This window comes from Fervidobacterium changbaicum, from assembly GCF_004117075.1.
GTDB lineage: Bacteria > Thermotogota > Thermotogae > Thermotogales > Fervidobacteriaceae > Fervidobacterium > Fervidobacterium islandicum.
This window is the reverse complement of sequence record NZ_CP026721.1, coordinates 1,792,468-1,808,984: the sequence shown is the minus strand read 5'-3', so window position 1 is coordinate 1,808,984 and position 16,517 is coordinate 1,792,468. Positions and strand designations below refer to the sequence as shown.

Annotated in this window: 15 protein-coding genes; 6 read left to right on the top strand and 9 right to left on the bottom strand. The window is 43.6% G+C overall.

Annotated elements, in window-relative coordinates:
- Positions 1 to 7: 7 nt before the first annotated feature.
- The 3 genes from CBS1_RS08290 to CBS1_RS08280 are packed head-to-tail and all read left to right on the top strand — an operon-like array spanning position 8 to position 1,942.
- Entirely contained in the window at positions 8 to 421 is a 414-nt protein-coding gene (locus tag CBS1_RS08290) for a methylglyoxal synthase (RefSeq protein WP_090222432.1), read from the top strand.
- Complete coding sequence (locus CBS1_RS08285) at positions 405 to 1,463, top strand: AI-2E family transporter (RefSeq protein ID WP_090222431.1); 1,059 nt, start codon at positions 405 to 407, stop codon at positions 1,461 to 1,463. The genes CBS1_RS08290 and CBS1_RS08285 overlap by 17 nt, the downstream gene beginning before the upstream one ends.
- Positions 1,460 to 1,942: an RNase H family protein gene (locus tag CBS1_RS08280; protein ID WP_090222429.1), complete on the top strand. Its 483-nt coding sequence runs from the start codon at positions 1,460 to 1,462 to the stop codon at positions 1,940 to 1,942. Before CBS1_RS08285 ends, CBS1_RS08280 begins: the two co-directional genes overlap by 4 nt.
- Positions 1,943 to 1,972: 30 nt before the next feature.
- On the opposite strand, the gene CBS1_RS08275 is transcribed toward CBS1_RS08280, so the two are convergent.
- The 6 genes from CBS1_RS08275 to CBS1_RS08250 all read right to left on the bottom strand — a co-directional run bounded on the left by CBS1_RS08275 (position 1,973) and on the right by CBS1_RS08250 (position 9,430).
- On the bottom strand, positions 1,973 to 3,550 hold the full coding sequence (locus tag CBS1_RS08275; protein WP_033191512.1) for a phosphodiester glycosidase family protein: 1,578 nt from the start codon (positions 3,548 to 3,550) through the stop codon (positions 1,973 to 1,975).
- A gap of 196 nt (positions 3,551 to 3,746) precedes the next feature.
- Positions 3,747 to 5,051: a pyrimidine-nucleoside phosphorylase gene (locus CBS1_RS08270; protein WP_090222427.1), complete on the bottom strand. Its 1,305-nt coding sequence runs from the start codon at positions 5,049 to 5,051 to the stop codon at positions 3,747 to 3,749.
- 51 nt (positions 5,052 to 5,102) lie between these two features.
- Positions 5,103 to 6,395: a sensor histidine kinase gene (locus CBS1_RS08265; protein ID WP_033191514.1), complete on the bottom strand. Its 1,293-nt coding sequence runs from the start codon at positions 6,393 to 6,395 to the stop codon at positions 5,103 to 5,105.
- 4 nt (positions 6,396 to 6,399) lie between these two features.
- Positions 6,400 to 7,122: a response regulator transcription factor gene (locus CBS1_RS08260; protein ID WP_033191515.1), complete on the bottom strand. Its 723-nt coding sequence runs from the start codon at positions 7,120 to 7,122 to the stop codon at positions 6,400 to 6,402.
- A gap of 201 nt (positions 7,123 to 7,323) precedes the next feature.
- Positions 7,324 to 8,841 (bottom strand): hypothetical protein, encoded by a 1,518-nt coding sequence (locus CBS1_RS08255; RefSeq protein WP_090222425.1) that lies wholly within the window; start codon positions 8,839 to 8,841, stop codon positions 7,324 to 7,326.
- Positions 8,822 to 9,430 carry a hypothetical protein gene (locus CBS1_RS08250; RefSeq protein WP_084383992.1) on the bottom strand — a complete coding sequence of 203 codons (609 nt, stop codon included), beginning with the start codon at positions 9,428 to 9,430 and terminating at the stop codon, positions 8,822 to 8,824. The genes CBS1_RS08255 and CBS1_RS08250 overlap by 20 nt, the downstream gene beginning before the upstream one ends.
- A gap of 180 nt (positions 9,431 to 9,610) precedes the next feature.
- Between CBS1_RS08250 and CBS1_RS08245 the strand changes: the two genes are divergently transcribed.
- A complete protein-coding gene (locus tag CBS1_RS08245; RefSeq protein WP_090222423.1) occupies positions 9,611 to 10,492 on the top strand; it encodes an Hsp33 family molecular chaperone HslO in 882 nt (293 codons plus the stop codon).
- 36 nt (positions 10,493 to 10,528) lie between these two features.
- Here the strand turns inward: CBS1_RS08245 and CBS1_RS08240 are convergent, their stop codons facing one another.
- Genes CBS1_RS08240 through CBS1_RS08230 form a run of 3 tightly spaced genes read right to left on the bottom strand, consistent with a single transcriptional unit; the run spans position 10,529 to position 14,321 of the window.
- Positions 10,529 to 12,406 carry a nucleoside-diphosphate sugar epimerase/dehydratase gene (locus CBS1_RS08240; RefSeq protein WP_090222484.1) on the bottom strand — a complete coding sequence of 626 codons (1,878 nt, stop codon included), beginning with the start codon at positions 12,404 to 12,406 and terminating at the stop codon, positions 10,529 to 10,531.
- Positions 12,407 to 12,408: 2 nt separating this feature from the next.
- Positions 12,409 to 13,680, bottom strand: coding sequence for a UDP-N-acetylglucosamine 1-carboxyvinyltransferase (murA, locus tag CBS1_RS08235; RefSeq protein ID WP_090222422.1), 1,272 nt, complete (start codon positions 13,678 to 13,680; stop codon positions 12,409 to 12,411).
- Positions 13,681 to 13,721: 41 nt separating this feature from the next.
- Complete coding sequence (locus tag CBS1_RS08230; protein ID WP_033191519.1) at positions 13,722 to 14,321, bottom strand: diguanylate cyclase domain-containing protein; 600 nt, start codon at positions 14,319 to 14,321, stop codon at positions 13,722 to 13,724.
- Positions 14,322 to 14,530: 209 nt separating this feature from the next.
- On the opposite strand from CBS1_RS08230, the gene CBS1_RS10525 reads away from it, so the two are divergent.
- Together CBS1_RS10525 and CBS1_RS10520 are read left to right on the top strand one after the other, a co-directional pair.
- Complete coding sequence (locus CBS1_RS10525) at positions 14,531 to 15,460, top strand: DDE-type integrase/transposase/recombinase (protein ID WP_033192800.1); 930 nt, start codon at positions 14,531 to 14,533, stop codon at positions 15,458 to 15,460.
- A gap of 119 nt (positions 15,461 to 15,579) precedes the next feature.
- Positions 15,580 to 16,509, top strand: a complete 930-nt coding sequence (locus CBS1_RS10520; protein ID WP_033191365.1) for a DDE-type integrase/transposase/recombinase — start codon at positions 15,580 to 15,582, stop codon at positions 16,507 to 16,509.
- Positions 16,510 to 16,517: the final 8 nt, after the last annotated feature.

The following is a 16,517-nucleotide window of genomic DNA, read 5'->3' as shown; positions in this document are numbered from 1 at the left end:
GATGTGTATGGCAAAAATCCGAGTAGCACTTATTGCGCACGATAAGAAGAAGCTAGACTTGGCGATGTTTGTTAAGGAGTGGAAAAACGTTTTCGAAAGGTGCGAACTTTTCGCTACAAGCACTACGGGAAAGGTGATTGAGGAGAAAATCGGGCTGAAGGTGAACAAGTTCCACTCAGGTCCGTACGGTGGCGATTTGCAGATCGGTGCGATGATTGTTAACGGAGAAATCGATTTTGTGATTTTCTTAAGAGACCCACTCACCGCTCAGCCGCACGAACCTGATGTGAGCGCTCTTTTGAGGGTGTGCGATGTGCACAATATTCCGCTTGCAACAAACCTCGCTACCGCGGAAGCACTTGTGCTGGAAATTGAAAAGAAAATTGTTAAGGAGTCCAATGAGGATGAAGGAAAAGAATGAGAAATCAAAGGTTGGAGAGAATGTCGGGAATCCTGAACGGTCAGTTTTCAGGGATACGTGGCTAGTTTTGGTTTATTTTGTTTTTTTCATCTTCCTTGCTTGGAAGGTGCCTTTTGTTGTTGGTGCGCTCATATTGGGCTATTATTTTTCAGTGATTCTGAGTGTGCCATACGATTACGTGCTGAAAAAGACAAAGCAACGTTATCTTGCCGTAGTTGCTTACGTGATTGTCGTGTTGATTTTTGCGTACGCAATTGGTTCGTTCTTCCCGATAGTTGTGAATCAAATCAGTTCTGTGCTCCAGAGTGCACAGTCAGCACAGTTTAATTTAGCCCTGCCACCCTGGGTGCTTAATTATTTGAACGAGTTTAAAACCAACATCTCTTCGTTCCTTACACAGTTGTTGAAGTACGTTGCAAACGTCTTGCCATCGCTTTTCACTATGATCGTGCTGCTCATCGTTACGATGGCGGGTATAGAGAGCATCAGGTTCTATTTCAAAGAAAGGCTCAATTTGTTGTTTGTCGACGATCCAGGGTACGGAGAACAGTTCATCCTTCATTTCTTCGGTGCAGTGAAAAGGTACTTGCGCGGACAAGTGCTTGTTTCTTTTCTGAGCGCGACACTTACGACGATAGGGCTTTACGTCATCGGTGTGCCGTACGCAATGACTTTGGGGATTTTGTCTTTCATAGGCGGGTTTTTCCCATTTGTCGGATTGCTGATCACGGCTGTGCCGATGTACCTTTTGGCGTTCACTTCGCAAGGCGTTAAGGGCATGATTTGGCTCACAGTTCTGCTTGTTGTTGTGAATCAGACGGAATCTTGGGTCTATGGGCCGAGGATACAGGGGAACAATTTGAAGCTCCACTGGTTTGTAATACTGCTTTCGATATTTGTTTTCGGAAGTGTGCTGGGGTTTGCCGGTGTGTTGATTGCACTTCCAATTCTGCTTTTTATACGAGAATATTGGAAGTTCTACGTGCTGCCACTGAGAAATAGAAAGTCAAGTTACCAAACGCAACAGGGTGGTAAAAAATGAACAAGATAAGCTGCGATGTCTACACAGATGGGAGTTACAAAGACGGTATCATTGGAAGTGGTGTTGTGTTTGTTTGCGGCGATAGGATTGAAGAATTTGCTTTCAGTATCGAATCAGAAGAATTGGCAGCACACAGAAATGTTTCCGGTGAGATTTATGCTGTGATGTATGCAATTTTTTACGCTTGGAAGGAAGGTATAAAGAAATTGCGGATATTCCACGATTATTCCGGACTTGCGTTCTGGATCGGTGGTGAGTGGAGGACGAAAACTGAGCTAACAAGGTTGTACAAGACTTTCATTGAACGTTATAAAAGATACATAGATATTGAATTTGTGAAGGTTCAAGCACATAAAGGTAACCATTTGAACAATTTTGCGGATAAGTTGGCTAAGAAGGTACTTGAAGGTTGGACGTTCGCACCGCACCTTGATGAGTTCTTAAGAGAAATCCAAATTTTAAAATCAAAGCTGCCCTGAGTGGGGCAGCTTTTTAGCTTATTATTTAATCTATTTCACCCCAAGTGCTACAGGTATGTTTCGAGGTGTGCCGCTTGTTACGTATTTTCCCGCGTAGACCATCGAGGTTGAGCTACCGCCGTCGAGCATCATCGCAGATTCGTAACCTTTGGATTTCAGGAACTGGGCAGCCTCATCGAAGTTCATTCCAGAACCGTTTTTGCCTTCTATCGTTATTAGATGCACTTTGCCATCCTTTATAGCTATTATCGTTCTATCGGCACGTGTTGTTGGTATACCTCCACCGTAACGGAGCTTCTCTTCAGCCGCATCGGGAATAATGTTGCCGTCCTGCAAGAGCAAAGGACCAGCACCAACAGCGTTCTTGATCTGGTAACCCTCGTCCGTGTAAAGTTCAATAGAGACACTCTGACCAACGGACAGACCGGGCAAGAACTTATTCTTTACATCGTTGCTGAGCATGATAACCTCTGAATTTGCAGGTACACTTGCAACATACCCTATAGACGATACCTTTCCGCTTCTCACAACGATGTAAGTTTTTGTCCTGTCGTTTGGTATCCTGAGTGCGAATTCGGAGGTGTAGAGGTTGACTTCGCTTAATGATGTGGTATTAACACCCTTAACCAAGAGCAAAGTTCCCCCAATCCTTATCGTGATGTCGACATATGCCTTCTTAATGAATGCTTTACCATCAACTGTCTGGATAAACATCGGCCTTAATCCGTACCTGTGCGAGAGGACTTTCCCGTTCGCAATGACTATATCTATCGGCAATGCTGTTGACGGGTCGAAGTAATTCGCATTCACACCGTTTGAATAACCGTTTTGAGATAGAATTGTCGCCAAGGTCGCCGTAGAACCTATGCCCTTTGACGGCAGTAAAGGTGCTATGTTGGTGTACCTTGGGTCTGCGATGATGTAGTTGACCGTGAATGTTCTTCCAGCAAAGGTCTCTGTACGCTGGATGTAATCTATCCTTTTAATGACAGGTTCCATCTCAACGACTATGTTGTTCCCCGAGTACGTTACTTTGTAACTCGATATCGCCTTTGCAACTCCCAATGAAATGGTGTGATTCGTCTTAGAAATCGATACACCGGAAGGGACCTTTACATCACCCTGTGCAGGTGAGAGTTTAAGTGACAGGACGTTGTTGGAAAGCGACGCACTGAGAAATTCTTTTCTTGCGCTCACAGAAAGCGTGATAGTTAGAACGTCGTCTTCATAGCTGATACTTGTTATTGTAAATGGCTTGTCGTAATACACGTCGTTGATTTTGGTCAATTTAAGGAAGTTTGCAATGAAATCCGCCTTTACCTGCACCACATTATTCGACAATATGTAAGTTTTTGGTACATACTGGTCGAAATCGACAAGAAAATCACCGTCGGAACCGATGATGAGTTTCTTGTTGTAAATAAGGTAGACTCTTTCGTTTTTTACGATGTTAAACCCCATGTCTCGGAGTTGCGATTCCGTGAAGTAGCCATTCGAAGGTTCGAAGACTTTGTTGTTGATTAAAAAAATTTGGGCAGCCAAAAAGGTTGCCAAAGTTAGAAAAATGATAGAAATGAATTTCAAGAGCTTCGAGTATTTTGAAAGCACGGAAGCAAACACCCCTTGGGCTTTATTTTTCTAAATTGATAACTTGCTGAATTATTATACCATGTTTAAACCACTATTTCAAGAACCGGTAAAACAACAAGATGAAAGAATGAAAATGGGCGGATGTATTATTCCACCCGCCCATGAATTATCAATATTGCGTAGTATTCTGAACGATTAGACAATGCTAAGCACATCACTGCACGATTCCGAGGATTATCGGTTTGTGCTCGGGTTTTTCGCTGCTGAATTCGTAGCTTTCCAAAAGTAGTTTCAGTGCAGACTCTACATCACTCTTTTCTGAGATGTAGAGTTTTGCAATAGGTTCACCTTTTTCCACGTAATCGCCAAGCTTTTTAAGTATTTCAATACCAACACGGTAGTCGATTGTGTCTTCTTTCGTCTTTCTACCAGCACCGAGGTAGTTTGAGGCGATGCCTATTTTTTCTGTATCTATGGCCGTTATGTATCCATTCTGCGGTGCGGTGAATTCTACGGTTCTATCCGTCATCGGTAATACTTCGGTGGGCCTGTCGACTACTTCCGGATTGCCTCCTTGATGTTCAACAAGTTGTCTAAATTTTTCAAGTGCCCTTCCGCTCTCCAGTGCTTCTTGCGCCATTTTTAGACATTCTTCAAATGTGCCTTTTTCTGCAAGATGACACATCCATGCAGCCAAATTCAAGCAAAGCTCGGTAAAATCATCAGGACCGTTGCCTTTCAACGTCTCGATTGCTTCCAATACTTCCAGTGAGTTCCCCACCATTTTTCCAAGTGGGACATCCATGTTTGTAAGAACAGCAACCGCTTTTTTACCGTGTGCTTTCGCAATTCCAACCATGGCTTCGGCGAGTTCCGTTGCTTGCTCTAAAGTTTTCATGAACGCACCGCTACCAACTTTCACATCGAGCACGTAGCCGTCTGCTCCACCAGCTAGCTTTTTACTCATTATGCTCGATGCTATTAAAGATACCTCATCAACGGTCGCCGTTGCATCTCGGAGTGCGTATATCTTCTTGTCGGCAGGGACAAGGTTTGCCGTCTGGCCTACGATTGCGATACCTATCTTCCGTACGTTTTCGAAGAATTCCTCTTCGGAAAGCGCTGTGCGAAAGCCAGGTATCGACTCGAGTTTGTCTATCGTGCCACCTGTGTGGCCGAGTGCCCTACCGGACATCTTCGCAACGGGCACACCGAGTGAGGCAACAATAGGCCCTACTACTAGCGTCGTTTTGTCTCCGACACCGCCAGTCGAGTGTTTGTCTATCTTGATCCCAGGTATCGAAGACAAATCTATCCGGTCACCGGAATTCGCCATTACCTCTGTTAGTATCGCACGTTCCTCTGGGTCCATATGACGAAAGTAAATGGCCATTAGGAATGCGGCCATCTGGTAGTCTGGAACATCACCTTTTACGTATCCGCTAACCATGAATTCTATCTCTTCTTTCGAGAGCTTTCCACCATTTCTCTTTTTGAGTATTATATCGTACGCTCGCATCATCTACGCCTCCAAAATCTCCAAATTTTGATTACGACGTTTGATGTTATTTCATCTTCCCTGCTTTTGATTGCCTGCTGTTTCTACCTGGTTTTCTTGTTCTTTGTATTTGTTGAAAAACACTCTGAACGTTGTACCCTCTCCGACTTTGCTTTCAAATGTGATGGTTGCGTTATGGCGCTCTGCGATTGTTTTTACGATAGAAAGTCCAAGACCGGTGCCACCAACTTTTCTGCTTCTGGCTTTGTCGACGCGGTAGAACCTTTCGAAGAGTCTTCTTTGCGCATCTTCTGGGATACCAGGTCCCGTATCTCTGACTTCAAAGACGATTTTGTCCTCTTTTTCGTAGCACCTTACAACAACTTTCTTCTCACCGGATTCTTTTATGGATGTGTATTTCACAGCATTGTCAACGAGGTTCAGAGCCATTTGGACGAGCCTGTCGAAATCACCGTAGACGACTTTCGGCTCATCGCACTCCATCTCCAGTTCCACACCGTAGTCGTGTGCAAGTGGTTCAACGATGCTGTAAACTCTGTCCATCACCTCGCACATTTCAATAGGTGCAAAATTGAATTTCGTGTCACCGGACTCAAGTTTCTCAAGGTCAAGCAGGTCGTTTATGAGCCTTGTCATACGTGCGGATTCGCTTTCGATGACCTTTAGGAATTTTTTAACGAGTTCTTTGTTTGATAGGTCGTCTTCAAGGAGCGCTTCTGCATAACCATGGATAGAGGTGAGCGGTGTTCTGAGTTCGTGGGAAACGTTTGAGATAAATTCCCTTCTCAATTTATCGAGTTGTTTTTCTTTCGTTGTATCGTGCAATACGATGATGTAACGTTCGCTCTCTTCGTCGAATTTTATTGGTACGACCTTTGCATCGTAATAACGTGTTTCAGCATCGACAACTAAAGAGACATCCGCACTCTGAATCTCGCCTGTTGCGAGCGCCCTTTCGAACAGTTCCAGCAGATGGTAGTTTTCGATGATGTCGTAAACCCTTCGACCTTCGATGCCTGGACGTGTGATATCGCGAGCGGCTATGTTGGCAAATGTCACGACACCGTCACCGCGAACGATTATTATCGGGTCCGTTATGTTGTTGAGAATAGTAAATATGTTCCGCCTCTCGCGTTCTGTTTCCGTGATCTTCTTTTCCAGCTCTTCCAATTTTTTCCTAACGCGCTCGTAAATGTATAGGGGAGGAGTACCTGCCTCCTCTCCTATACTTAAAGCGATTTTGTCCATGTATTTTGCGTATGTTTTTTCGTTTTTCCTTGCCAGAGCGTACAAGACAGCAAATGTAATCGCAAGGACGATACTAATAATCGTAACTATTGTCATCTAATTATTGTTCTTCCTTTCCAGGATCTCTAAATTTGTATCCTTTTCCGCGTACCGTTACAACGTACCTTGGGTTTGATGGATCCTCTTCGATCTTCGTTCTCAATCTTCTGATGTGCACGTCAACGGTTCTTGTATCACCAAAATAATCGTAGCCCCAGAGTTTGTCAAGGAGAACGTCCCTGGAGAAGACCTTACCTTCGTTCTCGGCAAGGAATCTGAGCAGGTCAAATTCAAGTGGTGTCAGGCTAACTTTCTTTCCTTTTACCCTGACTTCGTACTTGTCGATGTCGATTTCAAGGTCTTTCGCAACTATCTTCTTTGGCTTTTCTTCTTTTACAACGTTTCCAAGCTGCATTCTTCTGAAGACCGCTCTGATTCTTGCAAGTAATTCTCTGATGCTGAACGGCTTAACGATGTAGTCATCAGCACCAAGTTCCAATCCGAGAACCTTGTCAAACTCTTCGCCTTTCGCACTGAGGAATATTACCGGTGTCAATTTGTGCTTTTCAGAGGCGCGGATGTGCCTTACGAACTCAAAACCGTCCATGTTTGGAAGCATGATATCAACAATGAACATGTCCACATCTTTGTCTTTAAGTTCCTGCAACGCCTTTTCTGCATCCTCAACAGGGATGACCTCGTATCCCTCTTTTTGTAAAGTGAAGCTCACCAATTCGAGAATCTCTGGCTGGTCGTCGATAACCATAATCGTCTTTTTTGCCATGCTTTTCCCTCCTTAAAATGATATTGAATTTCTTTAAGATTATACCACAAACGTTTACCTTTTGTAAAGAGTTTTTTTATATCATTGAGCATAGTTTAAATGTTACAATGTTACAAGGACTAACATGAACTAAATAAAGAAACGCCCCATCCGAAGTGATGGGGCTCATCATGAGTATTAAAACTGAAAAAATGGTAACTCTTAGAACGTTGTTTTGTAGTTCACAGAAAGGAAGTAGTTATTTAAATCAACGGTTTTGTAGAAGAATGTGAGATTATTCCAGGACACTTTCAATGAAAGGATGTTGTAGTTTTCTTCACCTGCGCGCTGTGGTGTTGTTGCGCCCGGTTCTGCAACATTTCCTGGCCAGCCATCCCAGAACCATTTCCAACGTATTGTACCGTTGTCATCTACAAGTCCTTTTGTCAACATGTTGTACACAGCTTCTAAATCTACACCTAAAAAGTTTCCCTTTAAACCAAACGATAGCATCTTGGCATCGGGACCGTAGATAAAGCCAAGCGGATAGTCGAACATGAGTCGCCCGGATGGGTTGTTTTCCAGATCAAAATGCCGCACGCTAATTCTGAGATACGGCAGATAGTTTGTTACGTACATCCACTCCGATGTTTCGGCATACTCCACCCACAACAAGACGTTACCAAAATCCACTTCTGCACCGATGTCGTAAGCGGATGCACCAGGCTTGTAACCATATCCAACTTCTGTTGGACCAACTATATCGTCAAGAACATATTCGCCGTATAAACTAAGAAATTTCCATTTGAGAGAAAAATCCACACTGCCCGTCACGTTGCTGTAGCCTTCACCGTACGTGTTGTGGTAGATGAGTATCGGGCTGAAGTCGGTTAGGTCCAGGTATTTACCACCGACAACGTTGAGCTCGCCAAACCCAATCCTTAGATTTGCATCTCCAAACGTGTTGTAAAAATCAAATCGGTGAGCAATTATCCATTTCGATGGTTCATTGAAATACCTGCCAGCGGTATGTTGGTCTGAATAATTCGATTGGACAGCGTATTCTTGCGGTGACAATAGAGGATACGAAGTTATCGCGTGGAATGTGTAGGTCATTCCAGGGAATCTCAGCGCAAACGTTATGTTGTCCTGGTACGTTGTTGGTGAGATATGGACGGGGTATTTCGCATCGCCCCACTTGAGTGGAAATCTGCCGACTGATAAGTAGAGATTGTCGCTGGCGAAGTATATGTAACCTATGCGCGGGAAATTCAAATCAACTGAGAGCTTCGACATATCAAGCGGATTGAACAGGCTAAAAGGTAGATTCGTGTGCTCTGATAAGGTCACGAGTTTGTTCCGGTATTCTTTTTCAAAAGGTAACTCCAAGTATAGTGAGAAGTTGTCCAATTTGTAGTCAAGTACTAAATTTACGAACGGCGGTATCTCTTCTGGGAGATAGAAGATGTTTTCAGCAGGGTTTGCGGGAACACCCCACCATCCACTGTATTTCGTTGTTACTGTCGTAGGCCAACTGGCTGTGTACAATGAAAAGTTGAGCTCCAGCTTCACGGTGTTGTTAGGTATCAACTGATTGCTCAACCAACTCTCTGGAAGGGGATAAGCCCCTGTGAAATAGACTTCCGGTATCGCTGGGATAACCAAGTGAGCAAATGAGGTGCTGAATAAGACGCTGAAAAGAAAAACAAGTACTATTCTCTTAAATCCTCCTAAACGCATCGAGTACCGCCTCCGCTACAGCTCTTTCGTAGTTTCCTTCGATGACGGCTGTTCCGATTATGCCTTCTTCTACATTGTTGTACTGCTTTGTGATGTGCACAAGAAGGTATCTTTTCCCAACAAAGTAGACCTCGGCGATATCGTCGAATGAGAGTGCAAAATCGTGAATTTCCGAAAGGGCGTTGAGAACGGCGTTGCCGATAACCCTCGGGATGTTTCGCGATGTCTTAGGACCACTGTACTCGCCGTAGAACTCCTCTTCACCGTGTTCTATCGTGACCGTTACGCGGATGTTTCGCTCGTCTACGTGCTCGACCTTTAGGTTTGAAATTTGGTAAGGAAGGACTTTTTGTGTCTTCACATCCGATTCGACCTGGGCTATCGAGATGATTTTTCTGTCGAGCCTGATGCCTGTGCTTGCAAGGACAACGGTTTCAATGTCCCTGACAAGCTGTTTTGGACTTTTATCGCTCGTCGTGATCACGTGAATTTCGTGCAATCCTGCTCCGTCTCCCACAACTTTAACCGCTTTTACACCGGGAACTTTAGATATCAACTCTTCGATTTTGACAGCATCTACCACCGGCATGTTATACCCCCCATTCTGGGACAGTGAGCTTTTTCGCTCTGATTGAATTATACCACACGCTTTCTGAAAAGGTGCCAGTTTTTTTCGGTTCTATGATAAGAGTTTATCAACACTTGCTATTTTCGATGGAAATTGCTAAACTTGTTTTAGAAAATAGGAAGTCCAAGGGGAGGCGAAAGGATGGCAAGGTTGATCTACGGGACTGCGTACGACGGAATGATTAGGTTTTCAGTCACCGATTCAAAGGATGTTGTTCAGGAGTTGAGGGAAAGACACAAGCTATCGTACCTTCCCACTGTGGTGCTTGGAAGGTTGATAAGCGCTTCGATGTTGGTCATCCCGTGGCTTGGAGAAAGAGAGACTATCACGTTCGTTATCAGTGGCAACGGACCGGCAGGAACCGTGGTCGCACAATCGACCTGGAAAGGGACGGTTAGGGGGTATATAACGAATACGTCGTTTGAGTTGGAAAGGAACGAATTTGGAAAGTTCGATGTGAAGAGTGCTATCGGTGGCGGAGACCTCACTGTTGTGAGGGATGTGGGGCTTAAGACGCCATTTGTTTCAAAAGTACCCATTGTTTCAGGTGAGATAGCGGAAGATGTTGCGTATTATTATACAAAATCCGAGCAAATTCCATCTGCATTCGCTCTTGGTGTGTTGATGGACAAGGAAGGTGTCGCAAAGGCAGGTGGATTGGCTGTTCAGATCTTGGATAGAAGTATACCAGAACAGGTAATATCCGGTATCGAAGGAAGGCTCAACAGTTTTGCGATTACGAATTTCTTAGGAGAAAAGAGTTTAGAAGAGATCGCTAAACACGTGCTTGGAACGGAGAAGTTGTTGCTTGAAGAGATGAACGTTGTGTTTCAGTGCCTTTGTAGTAGGGAAAAGGCTTTTGAGTCTCTCAAGGTTTTAGACCTCAGCGATTTGGATGAGATGCTCGGGGAAGGTAAAGCGGAAGTGACGTGTAAGTGGTGTTCAACAACTTATACATTCGGGCCAGATGAGATTAAGATGGCGATCGAGGAAAAGAAGAAAATAGAAAGCCAAGAGAGTTAAAAGATTGAATCGGCAGGGTTGAACCCTGCCGATTTTTTATTTTTGCTGTTCGCTTTGTACTACCGCATCCAAGATTGTCTTTAGTAATTCAACTGCCTCTTTTTCCTTTCCAATAACGAAGAGTTCCATCGCTTGTTTAACTATTGTTTCTATCTGGTCGGATGTTAGTGAGATTTCGGTGTATCTGACACGAGAGATCTTGGGATGGTCGGTTGGTTCCGGGATTTCGAATTCGTAAAATAGTTCTTCTTCAAACTTTTCTCCGGGCACTGCTCCTGTGTAGACAACCGGTATGTCCGGTTTTCCCATGAGTTTCGCCAGCGTTTTTGCTACTTTCTCAACGGGGATCTGTTCACCCATGTCCAGTACGTAGAGTTCCCTGCTGTTTGAAAAGGCACCGGATTGTATGACCAAGGAGACAGCTTCTGGGATGCTCATCCAGTAGCGCTTCATCCTTGGATCAGTTATGGTCAAAGGACCGCCTTTTTCGATTTGCTTTTTGAATTTCCAAAGCACGCTTCCGCGACTACCTATGACGTTCCCAAACCGTACGATTGAAATACGTGTAGTGCACGTTTTGGGAATGGTAAGAAGGTAAAGTTCCGCAATCCGTTTGCTCAGGCCCATGTACGATGTAGGATGGACCGCTTTGTCCGTCGAGATGAAGACGAACCGTTCAACGTTGTGTATACACGCAAGTTTCGCTAGGTTTATCGTTCCTAATGTGTTGACTCTAAGTGCTTCGTAAAGGTTCGTCTGCATGAAGAATACATGTTTGTGGGCAGCAGAATGGAAGACGATGTCTGGTTTGTGGTTTGAAAAGACTTGGTCCATCAATTTTTCATCTGTTACGTCGGCTATTACGGGGATTAAGTCAAGATTTTGGGCTTTTTCTTTGAGTTCGTTGTATATTTCGTATATACTGTTTTCACCACGCCCCAGAAGAATTAAACCTTTTGGTGAGAAGTTAGAAACCTGCCTTGCGATTTCCGAACCGATGCTTCCGCCAGCACCTGTAACTAAGACTGTTTTGCCTGATATATAACCACTTATTGAACGCAGGTCAACCGTTACAGGCTCTCTTCCGATGATGTCTTGGATGGAGATCTCCCTCAGGTCCTCAATCGTCGGTTCTCTGTCCAAAAGTTGAGATATCGGAGGGAAGGTCTTCAACGTCACACCTTTCTCAACAACTTTATCTGAAATTCGCGCTATGAGTTCTTTTGATGCTGAAGGAATCGCTATCAGTATTTCATCGAGTTCAAGTTTATCGATGAATTTGTCTATTTGCTCTATGGTACCCACTACTTTCACGTTGGCTATCGTCTTGTGCAATTTTGAAGGGTCGTCGTCAAAGAAGGCAAGTACATGTCCGTAGTTGGTGCGCTTGATTTCGTTGAGTAAAATAACACCGGCGTCCCCTGCACCAACTATCGCAATCCGCTTGCCGGATGCCTTTCGAATGCTCAACAAGAATTGGTACGTGGTCCTTGCGCTGAAGAGCAAAAAGTACCCACCAAGGAATGTAAGCATACCAACGGACCTGGGTAGCACGGCAATCCTCGTGAAGTGGATGAACAACACAGTGGAAGCGTAGCCTATGAAAAGCCCTCTGAGAAGCTTTAAGAATTCAACCGGCTGAGCGTAGCGCCAAACGATTTGGTAAGTGCCGTTCAACAGGTTGGAAAGCGATGTGAATAGGATCAATAACAGAACACCAGATGCGTACTTGCGCATCTCTGCGAAATCGAATCCGAATCTGACAAAGAGCGCAACAGCACCTGAAAGAAAAAGTAGAGCAGTATCTATCAAAAAGAGCCAAAAGTTCCTTGAGATTTTTAGAAAGTGGGGACGCTTCGGATGATTTGATCGCCTAATTTCAGCTCCAGTACCTGATTTTTCTGGCTGCTCCATTCTCAAATTTCAGGTGCACCTCCGGGGACGTACTTAATCTTTGCTCCGAGTTTCGCGAATTTCTCAATAACGTTTTCATAGCCTCGGAATATGTGTTCAACTTGTGTAACTTCGGTCGTTCCTTCCGCTGCAAGACCTGCAATCACAAGTGCTGCGGTTGCCCTTAGGTCTGTGCCCATAACGGTTGTTCCTTCCAGCTTGGGAACACCGTTTATAAAGACCGTGTTGTCTTTTATTCTCATATCTGCTCCCATTCTGACAAGTTCGCCAACGTGTGCAAAGCGTGTTTTGAACACGTTTTCCGTAACGGTGCTCGTACCATCTGCAAGTGCAAGATATACGATTATTTGCGGTTGTAGGTCTGTCGGAAAGCCTGGGTAAGGCAGTACGTTGATGTCACATCCTTTCCAACGGTTCCATGACCTCACTTCAACGTAGTCTGGACCCTTTTTCACGACCGCACCAGTTCTCTCAAGGACAAACCAGAGTGCATCAAGATGTTCTGGATTGACGTTTTTGATCAACCCTTCTCCACGTGTGGCAAGCAGAGCAATAGCGTATGTGCCCGCCTCAATTCTGTCTGGTATGACCGTGTGCTCGCAACCGTGTAAGTTCTTGACACCTTCAACAACTATCCTACTTGTCCCGGCTCCTGAAACCTTCGCACCCATTTTGTTAAGTAAGTTCTGCAAATCCACTATCTCCGGTTCCATCGCGGCGTTTTCAATTATTGTGGTACCGGGCAGTATCGACGCTGTGCTCATTATGTGCTCGGTGGCACCGACACTTGGGAATGGTAGATAAACGGTTACTCCATCTTGTTTTGTACCTCTTTTGGCAAGTATTTCACCGTGATCGTACGTAATATCAAAACCCAGTCTTTTAAGACCTTCGATGTGGAAATCCACAGGTCGCACACCTATTGCACAACCACCAGGAAGTGGAGTGCTCGCCTCACCCATGAGTGCGGCGATGGGACCAAGGACGTTGAACGATGCTCTCATTTTCCTTACTAAATCATAAGGCACGTGCGTTTGGACTATTGGACCAGATATGTGAACGGTGTTTTTGTCTTTTTCAAACACCACTTTTTTTCCTGTGGTTCTTAAGATATCTATCATTGTTTCAACATCTGAAAGGACCGGTACTTTATGAAGAGTGACTTCCTCTTCTGTTAATAGTGCGGCAGCTAACAGAGGAAGTGCTGAATTTTTCGCCCCGGAAATTTCCACTTCACCTGTTAACTGCGACCTCTCGACGATTATTGAACCCATTGGGCAAGTCTCCTTTCTAAATCTAATATGAACTACTGAGCTTATTGAACCATCTTTACGAGCTCTTCAAGATTTGTCGAATCGTCAGGATATGCTGCAAACTTTACAGCAGCGTCGATGTTGTGCAATGCGAGCGCATTCTCTATGCGCTCTTTCACTTTTAGTGCGTTATCTTTCGTAATCTCAGTTAGCAAGACTATGAACTGGTCTTCAGCGGACCGTCCAACGCTATCAAGCGGCACTCTGACAAGCTCTTTTAGTAACTTTCCTATGCTCAGTAAAACGCGTTCTTTTTCCATTTGCTCAAGTTTGTCGAAGTTATTTATAGTGATTGTTAGTAGCGAGTATCCGAAGCTTTCTTCGAACGCCTTCTGGTGGTAGTAGGATATGAGTTTTAAAATGTGCTCATGTGAGTAGACCCTTGTCAGAGGGTCTATCATACGTCTTGTTCCCACATCTTTGATGAAATCGTCGAAGACTTCGAATTGTTTCTTCATTATTGAAGAGTACTCGTTCAAGAGCATCTCAAGTTCAGATTCGCGCATTTTAAGTCTTGAGACTTCGTCTTCTAATTCACGTACTTTTTGGATGAGCTCTTCTTTTGTAAGTTCGTTGTAGTCCCTGTTTCTTGTGTTTTCCATGTTGCTCCCCCCTGTTGTAAGGTGATGCTGTTAACTAAAAGTATTGAAAATTTCCAAAAACCGTATTATCTTCTTATTAGTGGAACACCCCCCACCATCAATTCTGATGCTGTTAACTAAAAGTATTGAAAATTTCCAAAAACCGTATTATCTTCTTATTAGTGGAACACCCCCCACCATCAATTCTCACAAAAAGGAGGTACTCCACTATGCAAAATTCTGTAGTCTCTTGCCCCAAATGCGGCTCTACCAACATCTACAAAAACGGTCATGATAAGTACGGTAACCAACAATACTTTTGCAAAGACTGTAAGCGCACTTTCAGACTTGTTCATTCAAAAAAACACAAGCTCTTCTCTTTCCCTTATCCTAAATGCCCTGTCTGTGGAAAAACTATGCAAATCCACAAAATCAAAAAAGCCTTCGTTAAGTTCCGTTGCCGTTCTTGCCATACCAGAGACGAAATCCCAACTAACTTACCTCAATTTGTCCCTCTTCCTTTCGACTCTTTCAAGTTCTTCCGCTTCCCTATCTTTATTGTCCTTAAAGCCTTCGTCCTTTATTTCAAAGCTGTGTCCTTGCGTTCCATCAGAGACTCACTTAATATCAAAGTCTCTCATGTCGCTATCTACAAGTGGATCCTTAAGTTGTCTTGTTTCTTTTCCATCCTCGTTCCTGTAGATGCTTTCAAAGTCCATGGTGATGAAACTGTCGTTTTGTTTAAATCCAAAAAGTACTACGTTTGGTTCTTAGTTGAGCACGATTCGAATCTTATTGTTGCTTGGCATGTATCCAAATATCGCGATATGGGTCAAGTGAAGATATTGTTAGAGAAGTTCTTTGGTAACAACGAAAGAACAATCGAACTAATTACAGATGGACTTGGTGCATATGGTGCAGTGAAGATACTATACAAGAATATCAATCATATTGTTGTGAGACTTGGGCAAAACAATCAATGTGAATCGAAGTTTTCGTTATTCCAAGACTTTGTACGAGCCAAGCGTGGATTTAAGAATATTGACAATCTTCCAATGTACGTAAACAGTTTTTGTGTAGTGAGAAATCTCTTGAAACTGAATGGCAATGATATTGCGCGTGTTATGAGTGTTCTATTGTCTTCCATCACTACAAGTTAACAGCATCTGTAAGGTGATGCTGTTAACTAAAAGTATTGAAAATTTCCAAAAACCGTATTATCTTCTTATTAGTGGAACACCCCCCACCATCAATTCTCACAAAAAGGAGGTACTCCACTATGCAAAATTCTGTAGTCTCTTGCCCCAAATGCGGCTCTACCAACATCTACAAAAACGGTCATGATAAGTACGGTAACCAACAATACTTTTGCAAAGACTGTAAGCGCACTTTCAGACTTGTTCATTCAAAAAAACACAAGCTCTTCTCTTTCCCTTATCCTAAATGCCCTGTCTGTGGAAAAACTATGCAAATCCACAAAATCAAAAAAGCCTTCGTTAAGTTCCGTTGCCGTTCTTGCCATACCAGAGACGAAATCCCAACTAACTTACCTCAATTTGTCCCTCTTCCTTTCGACTCTTTCAAGTTCTTCCGCTTCCCTATCTTTATTGTCCTTAAAGCCTTCGTCCTTTATTTCAAAGCTGTGTCCTTGCGTTCCATCAGAGACTCACTTAATATCAAAGTCTCTCATGTCGCTATCTACAAGTGGATCCTTAAGTTGTCTTGTTTCTTTTCCATCCTCGTTCCTGTAGATGCTTTCAAAGTCCATGGTGATGAAACTGTCGTTTTGTTTAAATCCAAAAAGTACTACGTTTGGTTCTTAGTTGAGCACGATTCGAATCTTATTGTTGCTTGGCATGTATCCAAATATCGCGATATGGGTCAAGTGAAGATATTGTTAGAGAAGTTCTTTGGTAACAACGAAAGAACAATCGAACTAATTACAGATGGACTTGGTGCATATGGTGCAGTGAAGATACTATACAAGAATATCAATCATATTGTTGTGAGACTTGGGCAAAACAATCAATGTGAATCGAAGTTTTCGTTATTCCAAGACTTTGTACGAGCCAAGCGTGGATTTAAGAATATTGACAATCTTCCAATGTACGTGAACAGCTTTTGTGTAGTGAGAAATCTCTTGAAACTGAACAACAATGATATTGCGCGTGTTATCTGTGTTCTATTGTCTTCCATCACTACAAGTTAACAGGATCT

Bases quoted from the DNA above. Each gene is read 5' to 3' on its own strand.
- CBS1_RS08290 (WP_090222432.1), top strand. From the start codon at position 8: ATGGCAAAAATCCGAGTAGCACTTATTGCGCACGATAAGAAGAAGCTA.
- CBS1_RS08285 (WP_090222431.1), top strand. From the start codon at position 405: ATGAAGGAAAAGAATGAGAAATCAAAGGTTGGAGAGAATGTCGGGAAT.
- CBS1_RS08280 (WP_090222429.1), top strand. From the start codon at position 1,460: ATGAACAAGATAAGCTGCGATGTCTACACAGATGGGAGTTACAAAGAC.
- CBS1_RS08270 (WP_090222427.1), bottom strand. From the start codon at position 5,051: ATGCGAGCGTACGATATAATACTCAAAAAGAGAAATGGTGGAAAGCTC.
- CBS1_RS08265 (WP_033191514.1), bottom strand. From the start codon at position 6,395: ATGACAATAGTTACGATTATTAGTATCGTCCTTGCGATTACATTTGCT.
- CBS1_RS08260 (WP_033191515.1), bottom strand. From the start codon at position 7,122: ATGGCAAAAAAGACGATTATGGTTATCGACGACCAGCCAGAGATTCTC.
- CBS1_RS08255 (WP_090222425.1), bottom strand. From the start codon at position 8,841: ATGCGTTTAGGAGGATTTAAGAGAATAGTACTTGTTTTTCTTTTCAGC.
- CBS1_RS08250 (WP_084383992.1), bottom strand. From the start codon at position 9,430: ATGCCGGTGGTAGATGCTGTCAAAATCGAAGAGTTGATATCTAAAGTT.
- CBS1_RS08245 (WP_090222423.1), top strand. From the start codon at position 9,611: ATGGCAAGGTTGATCTACGGGACTGCGTACGACGGAATGATTAGGTTT.
- CBS1_RS08240 (WP_090222484.1), bottom strand. From the start codon at position 12,406: ATGGAGCAGCCAGAAAAATCAGGTACTGGAGCTGAAATTAGGCGATCA.
- murA (WP_090222422.1), bottom strand. From the start codon at position 13,680: ATGGGTTCAATAATCGTCGAGAGGTCGCAGTTAACAGGTGAAGTGGAA.
- CBS1_RS08230 (WP_033191519.1), bottom strand. From the start codon at position 14,321: ATGGAAAACACAAGAAACAGGGACTACAACGAACTTACAAAAGAAGAG.
- CBS1_RS10525 (WP_033192800.1), top strand. From the start codon at position 14,531: ATGCAAAATTCTGTAGTCTCTTGCCCCAAATGCGGCTCTACCAACATC.
- CBS1_RS10520 (WP_033191365.1), top strand. From the start codon at position 15,580: ATGCAAAATTCTGTAGTCTCTTGCCCCAAATGCGGCTCTACCAACATC.